This is a genomic window from Fructobacillus sp. ESL1096, assembly GCF_058511985.1.
The window spans coordinates 1,013,643-1,032,610 of the sequence record NZ_CP196400.1 but is presented as its reverse complement, the minus strand read 5'-3'; the positions used below and the strand labels follow the sequence as shown (position 1 = coordinate 1,032,610).

Sequence of the window (18,968 nt, the reverse complement as noted above, 5' to 3'; positions counted from 1 at the left end):
CCGCTCGAGCAGGTTAGGCAAGGAACCTTTTTGTAAACAAAAAAGACCGAATCCAATGAATTCGATCTTTTAGATAAACATAATTAATTCTTACTGCTTTTTGCTTGGTTCAGAGCGGCTGCAAAAGTATTTTCCAACAGAGTAGCGATGGTCATCGGACCAACACCACCTGGCACTGGCGTAATGAAAGAAGCCTTCTTTTCGGCTGAGGCAAATTCGATATCACCCGTGGTCTTCCCGTCGACGACGTTCATCCCGACATCAACCAAAACAGCACCATCTTTAATTTGGTCACCGGTAATAAAGTTGGCAATCCCAACCCCAACGACCACAATATCCGCATTTTGGAGGGAATCCAAAAGCATTTCACGTGGGGTGTAACGGTGAGCCATCGTTACCGTTGCGTTCGCGTTGTTTAACAAAGCAGCCATTGGTCGACCAAAAAGCTGAGACCGGCCAACAACAACAGCCTTCTTGCCATGTAAATCAATGTCATAATGCCTCAACAGCGTCATCACTCCTTGTGGAGTGGCAGCCACAGCGTATTCGCCAGGTTGGTCACCAAAGAGCATCCCTTGGTTGAAGGCCCCTAATCCATCAACATCCTTTTCAGGGGCGATGGCTGAGAAAACCTGTTGGTCATTGACAGTTTTTGGCAATGGCGCTTGAACCAAAATACCAGTTACACTTGGATCTGCGTTCAAATCTGCTACAATCTTTAAGACGGCTTCTGTTGTCACATCGTCAGCAACCGCAATATCCTCAGTGGCAATACCAACCTTGGCTGCTGCTCGTTGCTTCATGCCAACATAGAGACGTGATCCATCATTTTTTGGATCGAAAACAACCGCTAACTTTGGACTCAACCCCGATTCCTTGACCTTGTCCGCCAGTGCGATTTTGAGGTCCTTCGAGAGGGCCTTTCCGTCTAAAATAGTTGCCATTACGTTTCTCCTTGCTCCTGATTTTCCGAACGTTTTATTATAAAATATCTTTGTAAGACAATTTTATCAGAATAAAACCGTTTTTTGTTTACAGAAAGGTAATTTTTTTCATGTCTGACAACCGTATTTCTTGGGATCAATACTTTATCGCACAAGCCGCCATCCTGTCCACCCGGTCAACTTGCACTAGACGTCACGTTGGCGCCATCCTTGTTAAGGACCATCGCATTATCGCCTCTGGCTACAACGGGGCCGTTTCTGGCACCCCTCACTGTACGGAAGTTGGTGACTATGTCGTCGATGGTCACTGTATTAGAGCCGTTCATGCCGAGCAAAACGCCTTAATGCAGGCCGCCTCGATGGGCATTGCCGTTGAAGGATCAGAAGTCTATGTCACCGATGTTCCCTGCGTGCAGTGTACAAAACTCTTGCTTCAAGCCGGCATTAAAAAGATTAACTTCATGCGCGACTATCACAATGACGAATTTGCCGAGTCCCTCTTAGAAGAAAAAAATGTTGCCTTAGTCCAAGTCCCCTTTGAAGAACAGACAGCTGAGCAAATTAACCTCACTCAATTTATTCAAGACTAGACCCAAGAAAAAGCCAGGAGTACTCTTGGCTTTTTTGCTATACTGAGAAGGATAATTTTTTATTAAAGGGGACTAATCATGAGTCAAAACGAACAAACATACCTCGATATGGCGGCTAAAATTTTAAACGAAGGCCACTACAAGGATGATCGAACTGGGACCGGAACCTATTCAATCTTTGGGACACAGATGCGCTTTGACCTCCAGGAAGGATTTCCTCTTTTAACCACTAAAAAAGTTTTCTTCAAGCTGATCAAATCAGAATTGCTCTGGTTCTTGCGCGGTGATAATAACATCCGCTTCTTGTTGCAAAACAATAACCATATCTGGGACGAATGGGCCTTTAAAAACTGGATTGAGTCTGACGAGTACAGCGGACCGGACATGACTGATTTTGGCTTGCGGTCACAAACCGATTCCCAGTTCAATGCTCTCTACCAGGAACAAAAGGACATCTTCGTCGACAAAATCTTAAACGATGATGATTTTATGGAAAAGTACGGTTATATCGGTGAAGTTTACGGTAAGCTCTGGCGGTCATGGGCTTCAGTTTTGCCCGAAGGTGGTACCACAGACCAGGTTAGCAACTTAATCGACCAAATCAAGAACAATCCGAACTCTCGGCGTTTAATTTTGTCTGCCTGGAATGCAGAAACAACTCCCCAGGCACCATTGCCTTCCTGCCATGTCTTATCCCAGTACTACGTCAGCGATGGTAAGCTCTCCGCACAACTTTACCAACGCTCAGGTGACTTTTTCTTAGGCGTTCCCTTCAATATCGCTTCTTACTCGCTGTTGATTCACATGATTGCTGCTCAAACTGGTCTGGAAGTTGGTGACTTCGTCCACACCATCGGCGACACACATATCTACAAGAACCACATCGACCAAGTCAAAGAACAAATTAGTCGACCAATGCATCCATTGCCAAAGCTTTGGCTGAACCCTGAGGTCAAGTCAATCTTTGATTACACCATGGATGATATTAAAATTTTGGATTATGAATCAGAACCGGCTATCCGTGGTGCGGTTGCGGTTTAAGCCAAGCTAAGCACTTTCAATTATTAGAAAACAAAACGGCAGTGACCATCAAAAGCAGATGGTCACTGCCGTTTTTATTGTTCTTTAGGGCTGCACTGATTTTTCATCACGCTTTTCACGGGCAATATCCCGGTCCATAATTTTTTTCAAATACTTTGCCGTATAAGATTCGGTATTTTTCGCAACCTTTTCCGGTGTCCCAGTGACCAGAATCTTACCACCACCGGCACCGCCCTCTGGACCCAAATCAATCAACCAGTCAGCTGATTTTATTACGTCCAAGTTGTGCTCGATAACGACGACCGTATTGCCGGCATCAACCAAACGGTTCAAAACCGTTAGCAATCGAGCAATGTCATCGGTATGCAAGCCAGTTGTTGGTTCATCTAAGATATAAATCGTCTTCCCGTTTGTCCTTCGGTGTAATTCGGAAGCCAGCTTCATTCGCTGCGCCTCACCACCTGATAGGGTTGTTGCGGACTGACCTAATTTTACATAGCCCAAACCAACATCATTAATTGTTTGCAAACGGCGCGCAATTTTTGGAATTGGTGCAAAGAAATCGAGGGCTTCCTTAGCGGTCATATCCAAAACTTGAGAAATCGTCTTATCCTTATAAGTAACTTCCAAGGTTTCAGAATTGTAACGAGTACCACCACAGACCTCACAGGCTACGTAAACATCAGGTAAAAAGTTCATCTCAATCTTGATGACTCCATCACCACGACAGTTTTCACAACGGCCACCCTTCGTATTAAAAGAAAACCGTCCCTTAGAATAGCCACGGAGTTTAGCCTCATTTGTCTGGGCAAACAACTCGCGAATATCGTCAAAAACACCTGTATAAGTGGCAGGGTTTGACCGTGGCGTTCGACCGATTGGCGATTGGTCGATATCAACTACTTGTTCGAGGTTTTCAATTCCTTCAACCGAGCGGTAAGCACCAGGCTTATTTGAATTCTTGTTGAGTTTTTGCTTCAAAACCCGTTTTAAAATGGTATTGACGAGTGTCGACTTGCCCGATCCAGAAACCCCCGTTACGGCCACAAACTTGCCCAGTGGGAACTTCGCCGTAATGTTTTTCAGGTTATTTTCCTTTGCTCCTCGAATGACAATTTCTGCTCCATTACCCTTCCGACGAGACTTTGGTACTGGAATATACCGCTTCCCCGAAAGGTACTGACCCGTCAAAGATTTTGGATTCTGCATGACCTCGGTCGGTGTTCCAGCAGCCATAATTTGGCCACCAAGTGACCCAGCACCAGGGCCGACATCAATGAGGTAGTCGGCCGCCTCCATGGTATCCTCGTCGTGTTCCACGACAACCAACGTATTGCCCAAATCACGCATTGACTGCATTGATGCTAAGAGCTTGTCATTATCGCGCTGGTGCAAACCAATCGATGGCTCATCCAAAACATAAAGAACTCCAGATAGGTTGGATCCAATTTGTGTTGCTAAACGAATTCGCTGAGATTCACCACCAGACAATGTCGCTGCAGAACGAGATAGCGTCAAATAATCAAGGCCAACCGACCGCAAAAAGCCAAGTCGATCTTGAATTTCTTTTAAAATTGGTTGAGCAATTTCCTGGTCTTGGGGACCAAAGGTCAAATTAGCAAAATATGCCAGCTCTTCATCAACTGGCAAATTAGTGACATCACCAATATTGCGCCCCCCAACCTTAATCGACAAGGCCGCCGGATTTAACCGGTATCCATGACATGCTGGACAGGTTAATCGCGTCATGTACTGGGCCATTTGGTCACGAGTAAAGTCAGAGTTGGTTTCCTTATACCGCCGGGAAACGTTATTCATCACCCCTTCGAAAACCTGATCAGCATCACGAACGCCACCAAAATCGTTTTGAAAATGGAAATGGAATTCTTTTTCACCCGAACCATATAAAATCAGGTCTTGGTCCTTCTTTGATAAGTCCATGAAGGGCACATTTTGGTCAATTCCAAATTGTTCACAGAACTGTTCCAACAATGCAGGATAGTAATTGGAAGAAATTGGGTTCCAAGGCGCCAGAGCGCCCTGTTTCAGCGTCAAGGTATCATCAGGCACAACGAGGTCTAAATCAACCTCCTGGGTTGCCCCCAGTCCCTGACAAACTGGGCAAGCTCCCATTGGTGCGTTGAAAGAAAAGAGTCGCGGTTCCAACCGGCCAACCTTAAAATCTTTCAGGTCACCCAAATAGTGGTCTGAGAACCTCAATGGCGCGGGAACCTCCTCATCACCACGGCCAACTGGTTCCAAAACGACTAATCCCCCCGCTAGGTTCGTCGCTGCTTCAATTGAATCAAAAAGGCGCGACCGAGCATCAGCCCGCAACACAATTCGATCCACCAAAACATCAATATCATGGAAGCGGTTGCGTTCCAAAGCAAGGTCATCAACTGTATCAAGTTCGACAATTTCACCATCAATGCGAGCCCGTAAATAACCCTGCTTTTGCATCTGAGCAAAGGCCTTTTCATGGGTGCCCTTCTTGTGTTTAATAATCGGTGCAAAAACCTGCAGACGGGTCCCCTCAGGTAACGCTTTTTGAGCGTATTCGACCATTTGATCGATCGAATGGAGAATTTTCGTCCCATCCTTTGGATCGTCAGGTTTCCCTACTCGAGCAAACAAGAGGCGGAAGTAATCCGAAATCTCGGTTACTGTCCCAACCGTTGACCGTGGATTATTCGAAGTTGTCTTTTGATCAATGGAAATGGCCGGTGAGAGGCCGTCAATCGAGTCAACATCAGGCTTATCCATCTGTCCCAAAAATTGCCGGGCGTAGGCGGACAATGATTCCACGTAGCGTCGTTGCCCCTCGGCATAGAGGGTATCAAAAGCTAGAGAGGACTTTCCTGATCCCGATAGGCCAGTCACAACCGTGAGGGATTCCTTGGGAATATCAACATCAATATTTTTTAAGTTATGGGCACGAGCCCCGCGAATTTCAATTTTATCTTTCGCCATAAAATCCTCTTTCATGGTCAAACGAGCCAAAACCCGCTTGGCAAGTTCACCCCTGTTTTATCACAGCGGTGACTAGAGACCAACCCTTTACCGGCCGGCCCGTTTCCTCAATTTCATAATATTATCGCGAATTTTAGCAGCAGTCTCAAAGTCTAAGCCCTTGGCTGCAGCCTTCATTTGGCTAGTTAGGTTTTCCAAAATTTCAGTCTGGTCTGACTTTGGCAAATCAGCAAAGTCAACTTGGGTCAAGTCAACGTCTTCAACTTCTTCAGCCGCCTTGCTTGCACTAATTAAGTCGCGAATTTCTTTTTTAATTGTTTGTGGCGTGATGCCATGTTCCTTGTTATAAGCCATCTGAATGTCACGACGACGAGCCGTTTCATCCATCGCCTCCTGCATTGCCCTTGTCACCTTATCGGCATACATAATCACGTGGCCGTTTGCATTTCGTGCAGCCCGACCAATTGTTTGAATCAACGAGCGAGGATTACGCAAGAAACCTTCTTTATCAGCATCCAAAATGGCTACCAAAGAGGTTTCGGGGACATCAATTCCTTCACGTAACAAGTTAATACCGACGAGCACATCGTACTTTCCCAAACGCAAATCACGGATAATGGCCGTTCGTTCAAGCGTCTTAATATCGGAATGCAGGTAAGCTACTTTAATACCAACGTCCTTCAAATAGTCCGTCAAATCCTCTGACATCCGCTTTGTCAGCGTTGTAATAAAGACGCGCTCATTGCGTTCTACCCGCAGGTTAATTTCACCGACTAAGTCGTCGATCTGCCCCATCACTGGGCGGACTTCAATCTCCGGATCGAGCAAGCCGGTTGGCCGGATAATTTGCTCAACAATGTCACGTTTGGGTACCCGAGAAAGTTCGTAATCACCTGGCGTGGCCGACATATAAATGATTTGATTAACATGTTTTTCAAACTCTGGTAATTGCAGAGGACGGTTATCTAATGCTGAAGGGAGACGGAAACCATAATCAACCAAAGTTTGCTTTCGAGCACGGTCACCATTGTACATTCCGCGCACCTGTGGCATCGTCACGTGACTTTCATCGACAACAAGCAAAAAATCATCGGGAAAGAAGTCAAGAAGGGTAAATGGTGGTTCCCCTTCTTTGCGTCCGTCCATCCAGCGCGAATAATTTTCAATTCCAGAAGTAAAGCCCATTTCATTCAACATGGCGAGGTCATATTCGGTTCGTTGCTTAATCCTTTGGGCTTCAAGAAGTTTTCCTTCTTTTTCAAATTTCTTTACCTGGTCTTCCATTTCCTGGCGAATACCAATCAGGGCTGCCTTCATCCGTTCATCATCAGTCATAAAGTGTTTAGCCGGAAAAATCGCCACATGGTCGCGTTCAGAAACAACTTGACCCGTCAAGGCTGAGATTTGTCGAATGCGGTCAATTTCATCGCCAAAGAACTCAACTCGCATGGCCAGCTCATCCTGGGAGGCCGGGAAAATTTCAATCACATCGCCGCGCACCCGGAAAGTTCCACGCTGAAAGTCAATATCGTTTCGAGTAAATTGAATGTCAACCAGGTCGCGCATCAATTGATTGCGACCATATTCGTTACCGACCCGCAAGGAAATCACGTGGTTTTGGTACTGGTGCGGGTCACCCAAACCAAAGATTGACGAGACTGAAGCAACAACAATCGTATCATTACGCTCAAAAAGTGAAGCGGTTGCCGAATTACGCAATTGGTCAATTTCGTCATTAATCGCGGAATCCTTCTCAATAAAGGTATCTGAAGAAGGAACATAAGCCTCTGGCTGGTAGTAATCATAATAAGAAACAAAGTATTCAACCGCATTATGTGGGAAGAATTCCTTTAATTCTGAATAGAGCTGACCAGCCAGGGTCTTGTTGTGTGACAGGACCAAGGTGGGCTTATTGTTTTGAGCAATCACATTGGAAATTGTAAATGTTTTCCCAGTTCCCGTTGCCCCGAGCAAAATTTGCTCCTTGACGCCATTTTTTAAACCCTTCACGAGTTTATCAATCGCTTTCGGCTGATCACCAGTCGGTTGGTACTTTGAAACGACTTCAAAGCTTTGATCTTTTTGCGGTGTAATCAAGATAAATCCTCCTCGCCTGGTAAAAAAATCATTCAGGAATATTATAACAAATATAACAAAAAACGAACACATGTTCTATCACTTGAACGTGTCCGTTTTCTTGTTTTGTTTTTTATTTCAACTCTGGTGCATCAGTCTTATAATCCGCTACAGTCGATTGGCCGTTACGTAAGGCTAAAATCGAAGTTGGACTCGACGACTGACTCGCCTTCAATGCTTTCAAGGTATTGGCCTTCGTATAGTCATACGATTTTTTATCAATTTGGTGGAAATTCCAACGGTTCTTATCAAAGCGAAGCAAATCACCTGTAATTACCTTATCCGAATTTGATAGCGATTCATCAACGTATGATTGCACTCGCTGCGCCGTTGCCTTTAACGCTGGATTATTATCGATTGACAATTTCTGACCAGTCTTACTATCGAAGTACTGGTTCTTATACTTTGTATAAGTTGGTGTCGTCCAATCACCATCACGGAAAGCAACAATTTGTGGATTCTGAGTTGACAACAAATCGTGACCGAACATGGTCATCCCTTCTGTTGAAACCCCCAAAAGGTTCATCAAAGTTGGCATCATATCGATTTCACCACCGTAGGTATCGTTGATTCCACCCTGCAAGCCAGTTGCATGAATCATGAATGGCACTTTTTGGAATTGGGCCAAGTCGTAATCGCTAACAGAAGTCTTACCCAATAATTTCGCAATGGCAGGCTTATGATTTTCAGAAATACCATAATGGTCACCGTACAAAACAAAGACAGAGTTATCGTACAAGCCAGCCTGCTTGAGATAAGCCATCAGTTCACCAAAAGCCTGATCAAGATAGTGCGCTGTTTGAACATAACCATCAACTGTAGTATCACCAGTCTTTGTAGCTGGGAAATCAGTATCTTCCTTATCAATTTCATATGGGTAGTGATTCGTCACCGTAATTAACTTGGCATAGAATGGCTGTGGTAACTGTTCGATATATTGAGCAGTATCCTTCAAGAAAATCTTATCCTTCATTCCATAACCAACGTTATAACTTGGCTTATCGCTATCCTTATAGAAGTTCTTTGAGAAGAAATAATTATAGCCAAAGGACTTATAAGTATTGTTTCGGTTCCAGAAGGTTGGCACATCACCATGAAAGGCGGCAGAAGTATAGCCCTGTTGGCCTAGAATGGCCGGTGTCGCCTCAAAGGTATTGCTGGAACCGTACTTGGTCATTGCTGATCCGGTTGAAAGTCCGTACAAGGAATTTTCCTGCATCATTTCAGCATCAGATGTCTTTCCTTGTCCAACTTGGTTGTAGAAGTTATCAAACGAAAGGGTATTTTGATCGTGGTAGAAGGCGTTTAAGTTTGGTGTTACTTCGCGACCATCAACCTTGTAATCAATCAAAAATTGCTGGAAAGACTCAAGGTGAATGACGAAGACATTCTTCCCCTTTTCGGTTCCAGTGTATGAAATATTGGCCGGCACTGAATTTTGCTTCAAGAAATCTTGAACCTTTTGTAAATCAGCGGCACTGGCTTCTTTACGAGATTTCGTTTGATTATTGGTCTGCCAGGCATTAAAGGCAGCGTATTCATTTAAGCCTAAGTACTTGACAATATAGTTGTTATCAAATGAGCGCGTCAACAAGCCCGATCGGTCAACCGAAGCTACACCGAAATCGACCAACATCAAGACAATTCCTAAAATAGTTGTCAAAATCGCATAACGTTTTTGAATCGCTTGCTTATCAATCGGCCAAAACTTAAAGAGTAAGAGGACGGCCATCACAATCAAGTCAACATAGACTAAGAAATCCGTTGGGCGAATAATGGCTGCAATTGACTTGCCCAGGTTATTTCCCGTTGATGAACCAGATCCCATAATCCCAAAGGATAAGAAATCAGAAAACTCACGGTAATAAAGGATATTAGCAAAGAGCCAAAGGGTCTGAATTAAGTTCATCACCCAGGCTAGAATATAAGCCACTTTCCCGCGAAAATAGAGTGCAATCCCGAGCAAAATAATGGCCGTTGGGATTGGATTCAAGAACAGCAAGAAATCCTGAATTGGTCCTTGGGCACCCAAAGAAAAATTGATGTGGTAATTAATATAAGTCTTTAACCACACAAAAAAAAGGTTCAAAACAAAAAAACCACTAATACTAGTCCAAAAGTCCTTAGTATTCTTCATCTTTTGCCAGAGTTTTTTTGGCTTGAATTCATTTTTAAGACGAGCTAACATATTGGTTTTCCTCACAAAACTTAAAAGGTATGTTGAATATCGAAGAGGACATCGTAAATCTCGATGGCAACCAAATCAACATCATCAAATTTATATTGCTTATTGCGCCGGTGTTCTTCGATTGTCCAAACCTTGTCTTCTTGATCAAGGGTTACCTTTAAAACCTCTAAGCCGTAAGAATCAAAACGTCGAACTTGAAAACGCTGGTCCGTTGATTTTTCCATGGCAAAGAGCCGGTTTAATATCGTTGTTAAAACACTTTTACTGGCTAATTCATCCATTCTTTTTACCCCCTTTGTTTCTTTGCCAACCGCTGCTCCTTATTAGGAATTACATAGGCTAAAATACCAGCAAAGAGACAGAAGTAATAAGTAATGATGCGCCAAATTAAGATAACCAAGACTAGCGTTGCTGGGTTCTTAACAAAAGGCGTAAAGAGCAGTTGAAAGGACAGCTCCGCCCCCCCAACACCACCTGGAATTGGAAACAACGAAATAACCATCACAATCATAATGTTCATTGTTAAAATCAGCCAGGGGTTCACGGAGGCATAGCCAAAGGCCCGGATAACAAAATAGGGCACCAGGTAAAAGGCAATTAATTGCAGAGCAGTCCACAGAGTTGCTACCAGGAGTGACTTGGCCGAGCGGGCCACACGTTTTGACTCCTGATGGAAATTATTGACCTTATCTTCCGTCGTGTCAACTAATTTTTTAACTCGACTGGCACTCATAAACTTTCGCGCGCCACGGCCAAACCACTCAACAACCTTCAAAGACAGCTGTGGCCAAAACATGATCAACAGCAGACCGATAATCACGACGGCGTGAATAGCGATAGCAAAAGGAATGAAAGTCGCAAAGGCTGGATCAACATTTTTGTAGATGAAAGAATCAGCGGCTACATAGCCGACGATAAAGAACAAAACGACCACAATTTGATAAACCAAAAATTTCATCAAAGTCACAGATAAAGCGCGGCTACCTTCAATTTTTCCTCGAGTTAACGCATATAGTTGTGCTGGCTGTCCCCCGGAAGCAAAAGGCGTCAGACCCGTCCCTAGTTGATTCAACAACGGCACACGAATCAACGTTCCCCAACTCGTATTCTTTCGATCAACAGAACTCAGCAGAGATCTAGTAGCCAATGCCTCTAGCAGCAACGACAGCATCATCGTCAACAATGCAAGCACAAGAAAATGCCAGTCTAAGACTTTCAGCGCAGCCTCTAATTGCTTTTCACGGCCACTTAATTCCCGCGTCAAATAATAGACGGTTAGACCTGTTAGCACGAGGACAAGCAAGGCCGATAATTGGTTTTTTTTGGATTTTAAAGCACCCATCAAGAATCTCCTAAGACCGATTCGTCGACCAAGCTGGCATAAGCGCCTCGTCCTGGTCAGGGTTAAGTGACAAGGCGCGATTATCTAAAACTGCTTGATAAACCTCAGCAAGAATTTCGCCAACTCGGTTTAAATCTTTTTCTTGTGCAACTTGGAAGCCAGCCTGCGTCAAATCAGATTTTTTACCGGCTAAAATTGCGACCATTTGACGGTCAAAGTCGTCTAAGTCTTCTGCCTTATAGCTGTTAACGCCGTCTTTCAGCCAAGAATCATAAACTGGAATATCACGAACCAAGAGACGCTGCTTAGAGGCCAAGGCTTCTAAGACAACAATTCCCTCTGTCTCTTCATAAGATGGATACAAAAACAAATCAGCCCCAGCAAAGGCCCCTAAAATCACATCGCCAGATAAATAACCCGGGAAAATGAGGTTTTTGGGATGTTCGCCACCAAAGACAACCCGGCGAATTTTGCGTGGCAAGATGGCGGGGTTGGTATGACCAAACCAAATAAAGGTAATTTCTGGGTGCCGCTTGGCTAATTCAACAAAGTCAAAAATCCCCTTACGCTCAAAGAATAGACCAACAGACATCACAACCTTTTGTCCTGGTTGAATACGGAAATAATCCTTGTAGGCCTGAATTTTTTGTGGATCGTTTGCATATTTACTCAAACGAATCCCATTTGAAATAGCATAAATTGGCTGTGTGAGACCGTAATTTTTCAAAAGTGATTTTGAATACGGCGTTGGCGTAATCAAAGCATCGGCTTGACCATAGAGGGCTACCAAGTACTTTTTATACAAGGGTGCAATCAAATTTGAGGCAAAAAATGAATTACGAAAGTCTTCATAAGTCGAATGAGCGTGGTAAACCACCTTTTTCCCCATCTTGTGGGCCTTTTTGACCATATACATCGATTTCACGCCATAAGTGTTGATATGCAAAATATCATAGTCTGTACACTTGGGGTCAGTCGTTACCTCCACATTAGCAATTGGTGCTAGCGCTTCTTGTTGCAAGCGCATTGCTCGACCAATTCCTGATTTGGCAATCAATTTTTGGTTTTCAAAATATAACAGAACCTTCAAGTTAGCTTCTCCTAAAGGGGTTGCGTAAGAGACGTTTGATATAGCCGACCTCTTCATCCGTTAACTGGTCTGAATCGTCATCAACGTCATCATGGTGGTAATTCTGCAAGACCTGGTCATAAAAGTTTAAGACTCGATCCGCAAAAGTCGTTGCATCAACGTTTTTTACTGCTGCTGCCCGAATTTGATCATCGGCAGCTGTATCAGAATGCTGTAAGTAGTATAAAGTGGCAGCTAGGAACTCGTCGTAATCATCAATTAACGTTCCAATGGCCTTATTGGTCACCACTTCTTCTAAATAAGGTGAACGAACAGCGACAAACGGCCGGCCGGCTGCCAAGGCTTCAATAAAAGTTAGCCCCTGTGTCTCACTATCTGATGAGGAAACGAAAACGTTAGCCATTCGATAGTAATCACCGACATGGTCATGATTAATCATTCCCGTAAAAATGATCGCTTCCTGCAAGCCCATGTCTTCAACCTGTTCTTCCAGTGATTTTTTAGCTGGGCCGTCACCAGCAATCATGAGCTTGGCATCGGGAACGGTCTGCAAAAGCTCAGAAAAGGCAGAAATGGTCAAAGCCACATTTTTTTCAAAAGCTAACCTTCCCAAAGATAAAATCACCGGCTGATTCTCAGCCAAACCGTACTGCTTACGAAGATCGTGATGAGCTTCTCGCTTTTTGATAGCCACACCGGTTGGAATCACTGGAATTGGAATCGTCACACCATAACTGAGGAGACTTTCTTTGACCCGCTCAGAAGGAGCAATTACGCCCTCCATTCCCTTCAGGTAGGCCTTGACGATATGACCAACTGCACTGGGCCGAATTAACATCCCTTTCGCAACATAATGTGTGTAATCTTCATATTGCGTGTGATAGGTATGAATAACAGGAATCTTTAACCGTCGGGCCACATACTTGCCAATTAAGCCCAACGAAAATTCCGTTTGGGTATGCACAATTTCCAAGCCCAAGTCACGGGCAATTTCAACAGCCTGAATTAAACCACGAAAAGTCAAACGACGATCCTTGAAGCCAAAATAAGGCATCGATGAAAAACGATAAATTCCTTCTTCTGGCGTATGCTTGTCAACCTTGGGGTCCGTGGTCGTAAAAATATAGACTTGGTGGCCTTGGGCCTCCAAAGCATTTTTTAAGGTTTGAATTGAGGTGGCGACACCGGAAACCTGTGGAAAATAAGTATCCGTAAATAAGCCAATTTTCATAGGAATCTCCATTGCTCATTGCTTGCCCGTGGGCATAATACTTTTAGTATACCATCTCGCTGAGACCGTTCCAAATCTTGCTCCAGCAAGAAATCATCATTTTGGACCACTGCAGTCCTTATTCAAAGACCATTTGATTCGTATAAAGTTCAGCGTAGAAGCCGTTTTTCTTAATCAATTCCTCATGAGAACCACGCTCGATGACTTGGCCATCCTTCAAAACAACAATTTGGTCAGCAGATAAGATTGTCTTCAGACGGTGCGCAATTACAAAGGAAGTTCGGTTAGCCATAACGTTGTCCATTGCCTCTTGAATTTTTGCCTCGGTCACTGTATCAACGTTTGATGTTGCTTCGTCCAAGATTAACAAAACTGGATCCGTTAAGATTGTCCGAGCAATCGAAAGGAGCTGCTTTTGCCCACTGGAGAAAAGATCTTTTTCAGGAGAAATTTGTGTATCATATTGGTCCGGTAAGGACATAATAAAGTCGTGAATGCGGGCTTGTTTAGCGGCCTCTTGGACTTCTTTTAAGCTGGCATCCGGCCGACCATAGCGAATATTATCCATGATTGACTTGGAAAAGATAACTGATTCCTGCAAAACAATCCCAACTCGATCACGCAGGGAATAAAGGTCAAAGTCTTGTAACTTGGTCCCATCATAGGTAATTTCACCACCTGAAAGATCATAGAAACGATTTAAAAGGTTCATCACAGTCGTCTTACCAGAACCCGTTGGCCCAACCAAAGCAACCATCTGTCCCTTTTTGACCGTAATTGAAACATCCTTTAAAATTTGTCGATCAGGATTGTAAGCAAAATCAACATGCTTCAAAGCAATTTCATCCTTTAATGGACCAGCAATCTTTTTCCCGTTATTAACTTCATCGTCTTCCTCTTCAACTTCCGTAATCCTGTTAGCACCCGTTACGGCCAGTTGCAGGGCATTATAAATAGTCGTCAATGAAGTAATTGGTTGAAACAACTGCTGTGAGTAGTTAACAAAGACAACAACCAAGGCCAAACCCGAGGCCTTGTCCATGCCATTATGCAAAACTAACCACGAACCAAAGAAAATCACAATCGCTAAGTTAAGCAAAGAGAACCCCTGCATCAAAGGATTTAACAGGCCAGAATAGAACTGTCCCTTTTGACTAGCTACTCGGACCTGATCGTTAAACGGCTCGAACTTTTCAATTGAATCCGCTTGGCGGCCTTCCGTCAACAGAACAGTTTGCCCTGCCAACTGTTCATTAATATAACCGTTCATATCAGCTGTCGCCGCCTGCTGGTGGTTAATTTGAACTTGAGCATATTTAGCAATCAGTAAGGCACCAATAATGGCAATTGGCGTTGAGGCTAAGGTTACCCACGCCATCGTTGCTGATTTGGCAAACATCATCCAAATCACACCAGCAAAAAGCAACGCTTGAGAGAAAATCTGAAAAACGGCGTTATTCATCGCCGTAAAAATATTATCTAAATCAGAAGTAAAGAGTGATAAAACCTTTCCGTCCTGGTGGGTATCAAAGTAGCGCACCGGCATTTTTTGAAGCTTGCCAAACAAGCCACGCCGCATCACACCCACTGAATCAGACGAAATTTTGGCAGTCATGAGACCTGAAATTAGCAAGGCAAATTCGGTCAACACATAAAAAGCAATCATGGAAAAAACGGCCACATAAAAGTCATGTAAGGAACCATGACCCCCAGGCGTGAGCGAGGCAACCAAATAATCAGTCAAGGACGAAATGGCATCCCCTAAATAAAGCGGTGCCTTAATTTGTGCATAAGTTGCCACTAAAATTAAAAGCAACGAAATAAACAAAGCTCGCCAATATTGCTTTAAATTTTTAACAAAGTAAGCAAGTGCTGTTTTGATTTCAGCCATGGTTGTCCTCCTTTGCTTTTTGACTTTGGTAAATATCTTGATAAATTTCAGACTGCTCGAGTAGTTCTTGGTGCGTTCCTGCACCAACAATCTGCCCCTGATCGATGACTAGAATCTGATCTGCATGGATAATGGAAGCAATCTTTTCAGCAATAATCACCTTAGTGGTTGCCACAAAGTCCTTGGCTAATGCTTCTTGAACCAACTTTTCTGACCGGGCATCCAAGGCCGAGGTTGAATCATCCAAGATTAACAAACTCGGATTTTTAACAAGGGCTCTCGCCAACGACAACCGTTGCTTCTGCCCACCAGAAAGGTTAGAAGACCTTTCAGACACTTCTTGACCAAAGCGGTCAGGATATTGGTTAATAAATTCACTGGCCTGAGCCTGGTCGGCTGCCTTTTCTAAATCAGCCAAACTGGCATCAGGACGCCCCATCTTTAAGTTGTCTTCAATCGTGCCGGAAAACAAGACTGGCTTTTGCAAGACAATTGATAGGTTTTGATGCAGCGTTTCTTGGTCGATGGTTTGTAAATCTTGGCCATCAATGTCAATCTGACCCGCACTCGGCTGATACAAACGGGCTAACAACAGTGCCAAAGTTGACTTGCCGGACCCGGTCGAACCAACGATGCCAAGCGTTTGACCAGCGGGAAGGTTAAAGGAAATATCGCGCAAAACCTGTTTGTCATCATTTGGATAGGCAAAGGAAAGATTGCGAACAGTAATCACCCCATTCAACCGCTTAACCGCTCCAGTTTCAGCATTGGCATGGATATTAATGGTACTGGGCTCGGCCATCACCGCCCCAATACGCTTCAAAGAAACCAAACCGCGGGAAACCATGTTGGAAACCATCCCCATCATCAGCAAGGAGAACAAAATCTGATTTAAATAGGTGATAAAAGGTGTAATTTTTGCCAATTCATCGGGATTCTTCAAAATTGTTTGCGAAACCAAAAGTAAAGCCGCAGCGATGGCAATATAGGAAATTAGCATATAAACCGGCAGCATTAATGAGAAAATATAAGAAATCTTTTGGTTTAAATCAGTCAATTCCTTAGTACTAGCTGCAAAGTTATCTTCTTCCTGCTTTTCTTGGTTAAAGGACTTCACGACGCGGACGGCTGAAAGGCTTTCTTGGGTAAGAGTGTTGTTTTTGTCCAAGATATGTTGGAACTTACCAAACAAACCACCCATTTTGCCAAAAATACGTCCAGTTGCCAACATGATTAAAATAATCATCAAAACAATTACCCACCAAAGACTAGGCATGGTCCAAATGGCCAACACCAAGCCACCGACAAACAAAATTGGCACACGTAAAATAATTTGCAGCAACTGCATGGCAAACCGTTGCACCTGGTTAATATCATTGGTTAGTCGAATCACCAGGTTAGCAGATGAAAACTTTTGGATTTGTGTCAAAGAAAACGACTGAATTTTTTCGTACTCTGCTCGTCGTAAATCAGCCGCAAAACTTTGGGAAACTTGGGAAGCAAAATAGGTGCCTGAAACCCCGGCAATCATACCAACAACGGCTAGTACTAGCAGCCAAACCCCATTATGGAGAACGGCCTGTGAATTATCAGCAATAATGGCCGATAGCATCCGCTTTAAAAACTGAGGCTGCAATAATGTTGCCGTTGCCATCGTCACGACTGCTAAAACAGCGCAGGTGATTTGCTTCCAATAAGGCCTGGCATAATGTAATAATAAATTCATCAATTCTTCCTCATCACGTTTTTGGGGCAAATCAGCATTCCTTAGAATTTTTGTCCCTTTTTACTGGTAAAAAGACCCTCCCGAATTGCTGGGAGGGTCCAAGACGACTGTTTGTGTTAAAAAAAACGAGTCACGTCTTAATCTTTTGCTTCGTCCTTTGCTTCTTCAGCGGTGTTATCGTCAGACTTAGCCTCTTCAGGTTTAACAGTCCGGATAGCCGTTGCTTCAAAAGTCAAAATAACGCCTTCGGCGTCCAAATCAACAGTCTTTGCTTCTTCGTTGACAGCATCAACAACAGCATGCAAACCACCAATGGTAATCACCTTAGCACCTGGCTTCAGATTGCTGCGCATCTCTTGTTGGCGTTGTTGTTGCTTCTTGCTTGTCCGTGACATCCACCAGAGCATCACAACAATAATTAATAGAGGGAAAATGAAACTTTGCATAAAAACTTCCTTTAATTTATTTTAGTTTAAACTATTGTAACAAATTTTTAGAACAAACGCGCATTGGGTTTATTATAACCATAATCTTCCAAGACCTGCTCACGGAATTCCAAGAGTCGGTCTTCTTCAATCGCAGTCCGCATTTCTTCCATTAAGTTTAACAGGTAGCGCAGGTTATGCTCTGAGGCAATTTGCGCTCCCAGCAACTCATTGGCATTAAAGAGATGGTGTAAGTAAGACCTTGATAGGTTTTGATAAGGGCTATAAGATGGCAAATCGTATTGCGCTAAATTGCCAAACTGATTTGACCGGATGGGATTCTTTGAATAATATTCCAAATCAGGATCAATAGGTGAAAAATCATTCTTATACTTCGAATTCTTAATTACCACTCGACCGCGCTTGGTCATCAGTGTCCCCTTACGGCCGACTCGCGTTGGCAAGACACAATCAAACATGTCCACCCCGCGGATAACCGAATCAATCAAGGAGTCAGGAGCTGCTACCCCCATCAAATAACGGGGCTTATCCTCGGGTAAGATTGGCATGGTAAAGTCCAAAACCCGATTCATTTCTTTCTTTGATTCACCAACAGATAAACCACCCACGGCATAGCCTGGCAAGTCCATCTTGACCAATTCCTGAGCGGATTCAGTCCGTAAATCGCGGAAACCAGCTCCTTGGACAATTCCAAATAAAGCCTGAGTATCGGTCTTCTTGTGATACTGTTGTGCCCGGTCTGCCCAACGTAATGATCGTTGCATGGAATCCCGAATATACTCATAGGTTTCAAAATAAGGAATGGCTTCGTCCAGCTGCATCATGACATCAGAACCCAAATTGTTCTGAATGCGCATGGCCACTTCCGGCGACAAAAACATCTTGTCGCCGTTCACGTGGTTACGAAAGGTCGCCCCTTCTTCACTCAATTTACGCGAATCGGATAATGAGAAGACTTGAAAGCCGCCCGAATCGGTTAGAATGGCCTGATCCCAACCCATATACTTGTGCAAGCCGCCGGCCTCAGCAATTAACTCATCTCCGGGGCGAACCCACAAATGGTAAGTATTGGCCAAGATAAACTGGGACCCAATTTCCTTCAATGTTCGATTATTCACGCCCTTAACGGCGCCCTGAGTTCCAACTGGCATAAACATTGGCGTTTCAAAGGTTCCATGGGGAGTATGTAATCGGCCACGACGTGCACCGGTATGTTTTTCAGTATGAAGGTGTTCGTACCAAACGGCACCCTTTTGCTGTGTCATATTTCACCTACTTCAAAAATTTTCACTATTCCCATTATAGCACGGTCGATCTTGGAAACGGTTGACAAGCAAATTAGTCTGCAAAAAACAGCCCGCAAAACACCA

General features: G+C 43.9%; 14 protein-coding genes. 2 read left to right on the top strand and 12 right to left on the bottom strand.

The genetic code is table 11. The features are described 5' to 3' along the window. Positions 1–83 precede the first annotated feature (83 nt). Complete coding sequence (locus ACSYSR_RS05125) at positions 84–944, bottom strand: bifunctional 5,10-methylenetetrahydrofolate dehydrogenase/5,10-methenyltetrahydrofolate cyclohydrolase (RefSeq protein WP_252773592.1); 861 nt, start codon at positions 942–944, stop codon at positions 84–86. Between the two features lie 110 nt (positions 945–1,054). On the opposite strand from ACSYSR_RS05125, the gene ACSYSR_RS05120 reads away from it, so the two are divergent. Both ACSYSR_RS05120 and ACSYSR_RS05115 read left to right on the top strand, forming a co-directional pair. Then, positions 1,055–1,534, top strand: coding sequence for a deoxycytidylate deaminase (locus ACSYSR_RS05120; protein ID WP_252773591.1), 480 nt, complete (start codon positions 1,055–1,057; stop codon positions 1,532–1,534). A 78-nt stretch (positions 1,535–1,612) separates the two neighbouring features. Beyond that, positions 1,613–2,575 (top strand): thymidylate synthase, encoded by a 963-nt coding sequence (locus tag ACSYSR_RS05115; protein WP_252773590.1) that lies wholly within the window; start codon positions 1,613–1,615, stop codon positions 2,573–2,575. A gap of 84 nt (positions 2,576–2,659) precedes the next feature. Here the strand turns inward: ACSYSR_RS05115 and uvrA are convergent, their stop codons facing one another. From uvrA to tgt, 11 genes are all read right to left on the bottom strand, one after another. Then, entirely contained in the window at positions 2,660–5,548 is a 2,889-nt protein-coding gene (uvrA, locus tag ACSYSR_RS05110; protein ID WP_489815929.1) for an excinuclease ABC subunit UvrA, read from the bottom strand. Between the two features lie 87 nt (positions 5,549–5,635). Next, positions 5,636–7,645 carry an excinuclease ABC subunit UvrB gene (gene uvrB / locus ACSYSR_RS05105; protein ID WP_489815930.1) on the bottom strand — a complete coding sequence of 670 codons (2,010 nt, stop codon included), beginning with the start codon at positions 7,643–7,645 and terminating at the stop codon, positions 5,636–5,638. 112 nt (positions 7,646–7,757) lie between these two features. Then, a complete protein-coding gene (locus tag ACSYSR_RS05100) occupies positions 7,758–9,872 on the bottom strand; it encodes an LTA synthase family protein (RefSeq protein WP_489815931.1) in 2,115 nt (704 codons plus the stop codon). 20 nt (positions 9,873–9,892) lie between these two features. Then, on the bottom strand, positions 9,893–10,153 hold the full coding sequence (locus tag ACSYSR_RS05095; protein ID WP_252773586.1) for a DUF1797 family protein: 261 nt from the start codon (positions 10,151–10,153) through the stop codon (positions 9,893–9,895). A gap of 5 nt (positions 10,154–10,158) precedes the next feature. Beyond that, positions 10,159–11,214 (bottom strand): lysylphosphatidylglycerol synthase transmembrane domain-containing protein, encoded by a 1,056-nt coding sequence (locus tag ACSYSR_RS05090; protein WP_252773585.1) that lies wholly within the window; start codon positions 11,212–11,214, stop codon positions 10,159–10,161. 10 nt (positions 11,215–11,224) lie between these two features. Beyond that, positions 11,225–12,304 (bottom strand): LTA glycolipid anchor biosynthesis glycosyltransferase, IagA/BgsA family, encoded by a 1,080-nt coding sequence (locus tag ACSYSR_RS05085; RefSeq protein ID WP_489815932.1) that lies wholly within the window; start codon positions 12,302–12,304, stop codon positions 11,225–11,227. Position 12,305: 1 nt separating this feature from the next. Beyond that, positions 12,306–13,535 (bottom strand): glycosyltransferase family 4 protein, encoded by a 1,230-nt coding sequence (locus tag ACSYSR_RS05080; RefSeq protein WP_489815933.1) that lies wholly within the window; start codon positions 13,533–13,535, stop codon positions 12,306–12,308. 118 nt (positions 13,536–13,653) lie between these two features. Beyond that, on the bottom strand, positions 13,654–15,426 hold the full coding sequence (locus ACSYSR_RS05075) for an ABC transporter ATP-binding protein (protein ID WP_489815934.1): 1,773 nt from the start codon (positions 15,424–15,426) through the stop codon (positions 13,654–13,656). Then, positions 15,419–17,152, bottom strand: a complete 1,734-nt coding sequence (locus ACSYSR_RS05070) for an ABC transporter ATP-binding protein (protein WP_489815935.1) — start codon at positions 17,150–17,152, stop codon at positions 15,419–15,421. The genes ACSYSR_RS05075 and ACSYSR_RS05070 overlap by 8 nt, the downstream gene beginning before the upstream one ends. Positions 17,153–17,289: 137 nt before the next feature. Continuing rightward, the gene (gene yajC / locus ACSYSR_RS05065; protein ID WP_252773580.1) at positions 17,290–17,598 is read right to left on the bottom strand and encodes a preprotein translocase subunit YajC; all 309 of its coding nucleotides are present in this window, start codon (positions 17,596–17,598) and stop codon (positions 17,290–17,292) included. A gap of 47 nt (positions 17,599–17,645) precedes the next feature. Next, entirely contained in the window at positions 17,646–18,863 is a 1,218-nt protein-coding gene (tgt, locus tag ACSYSR_RS05060) for a tRNA guanosine(34) transglycosylase Tgt (protein ID WP_489815936.1), read from the bottom strand. Positions 18,864–18,968 lie beyond the last annotated feature (105 nt).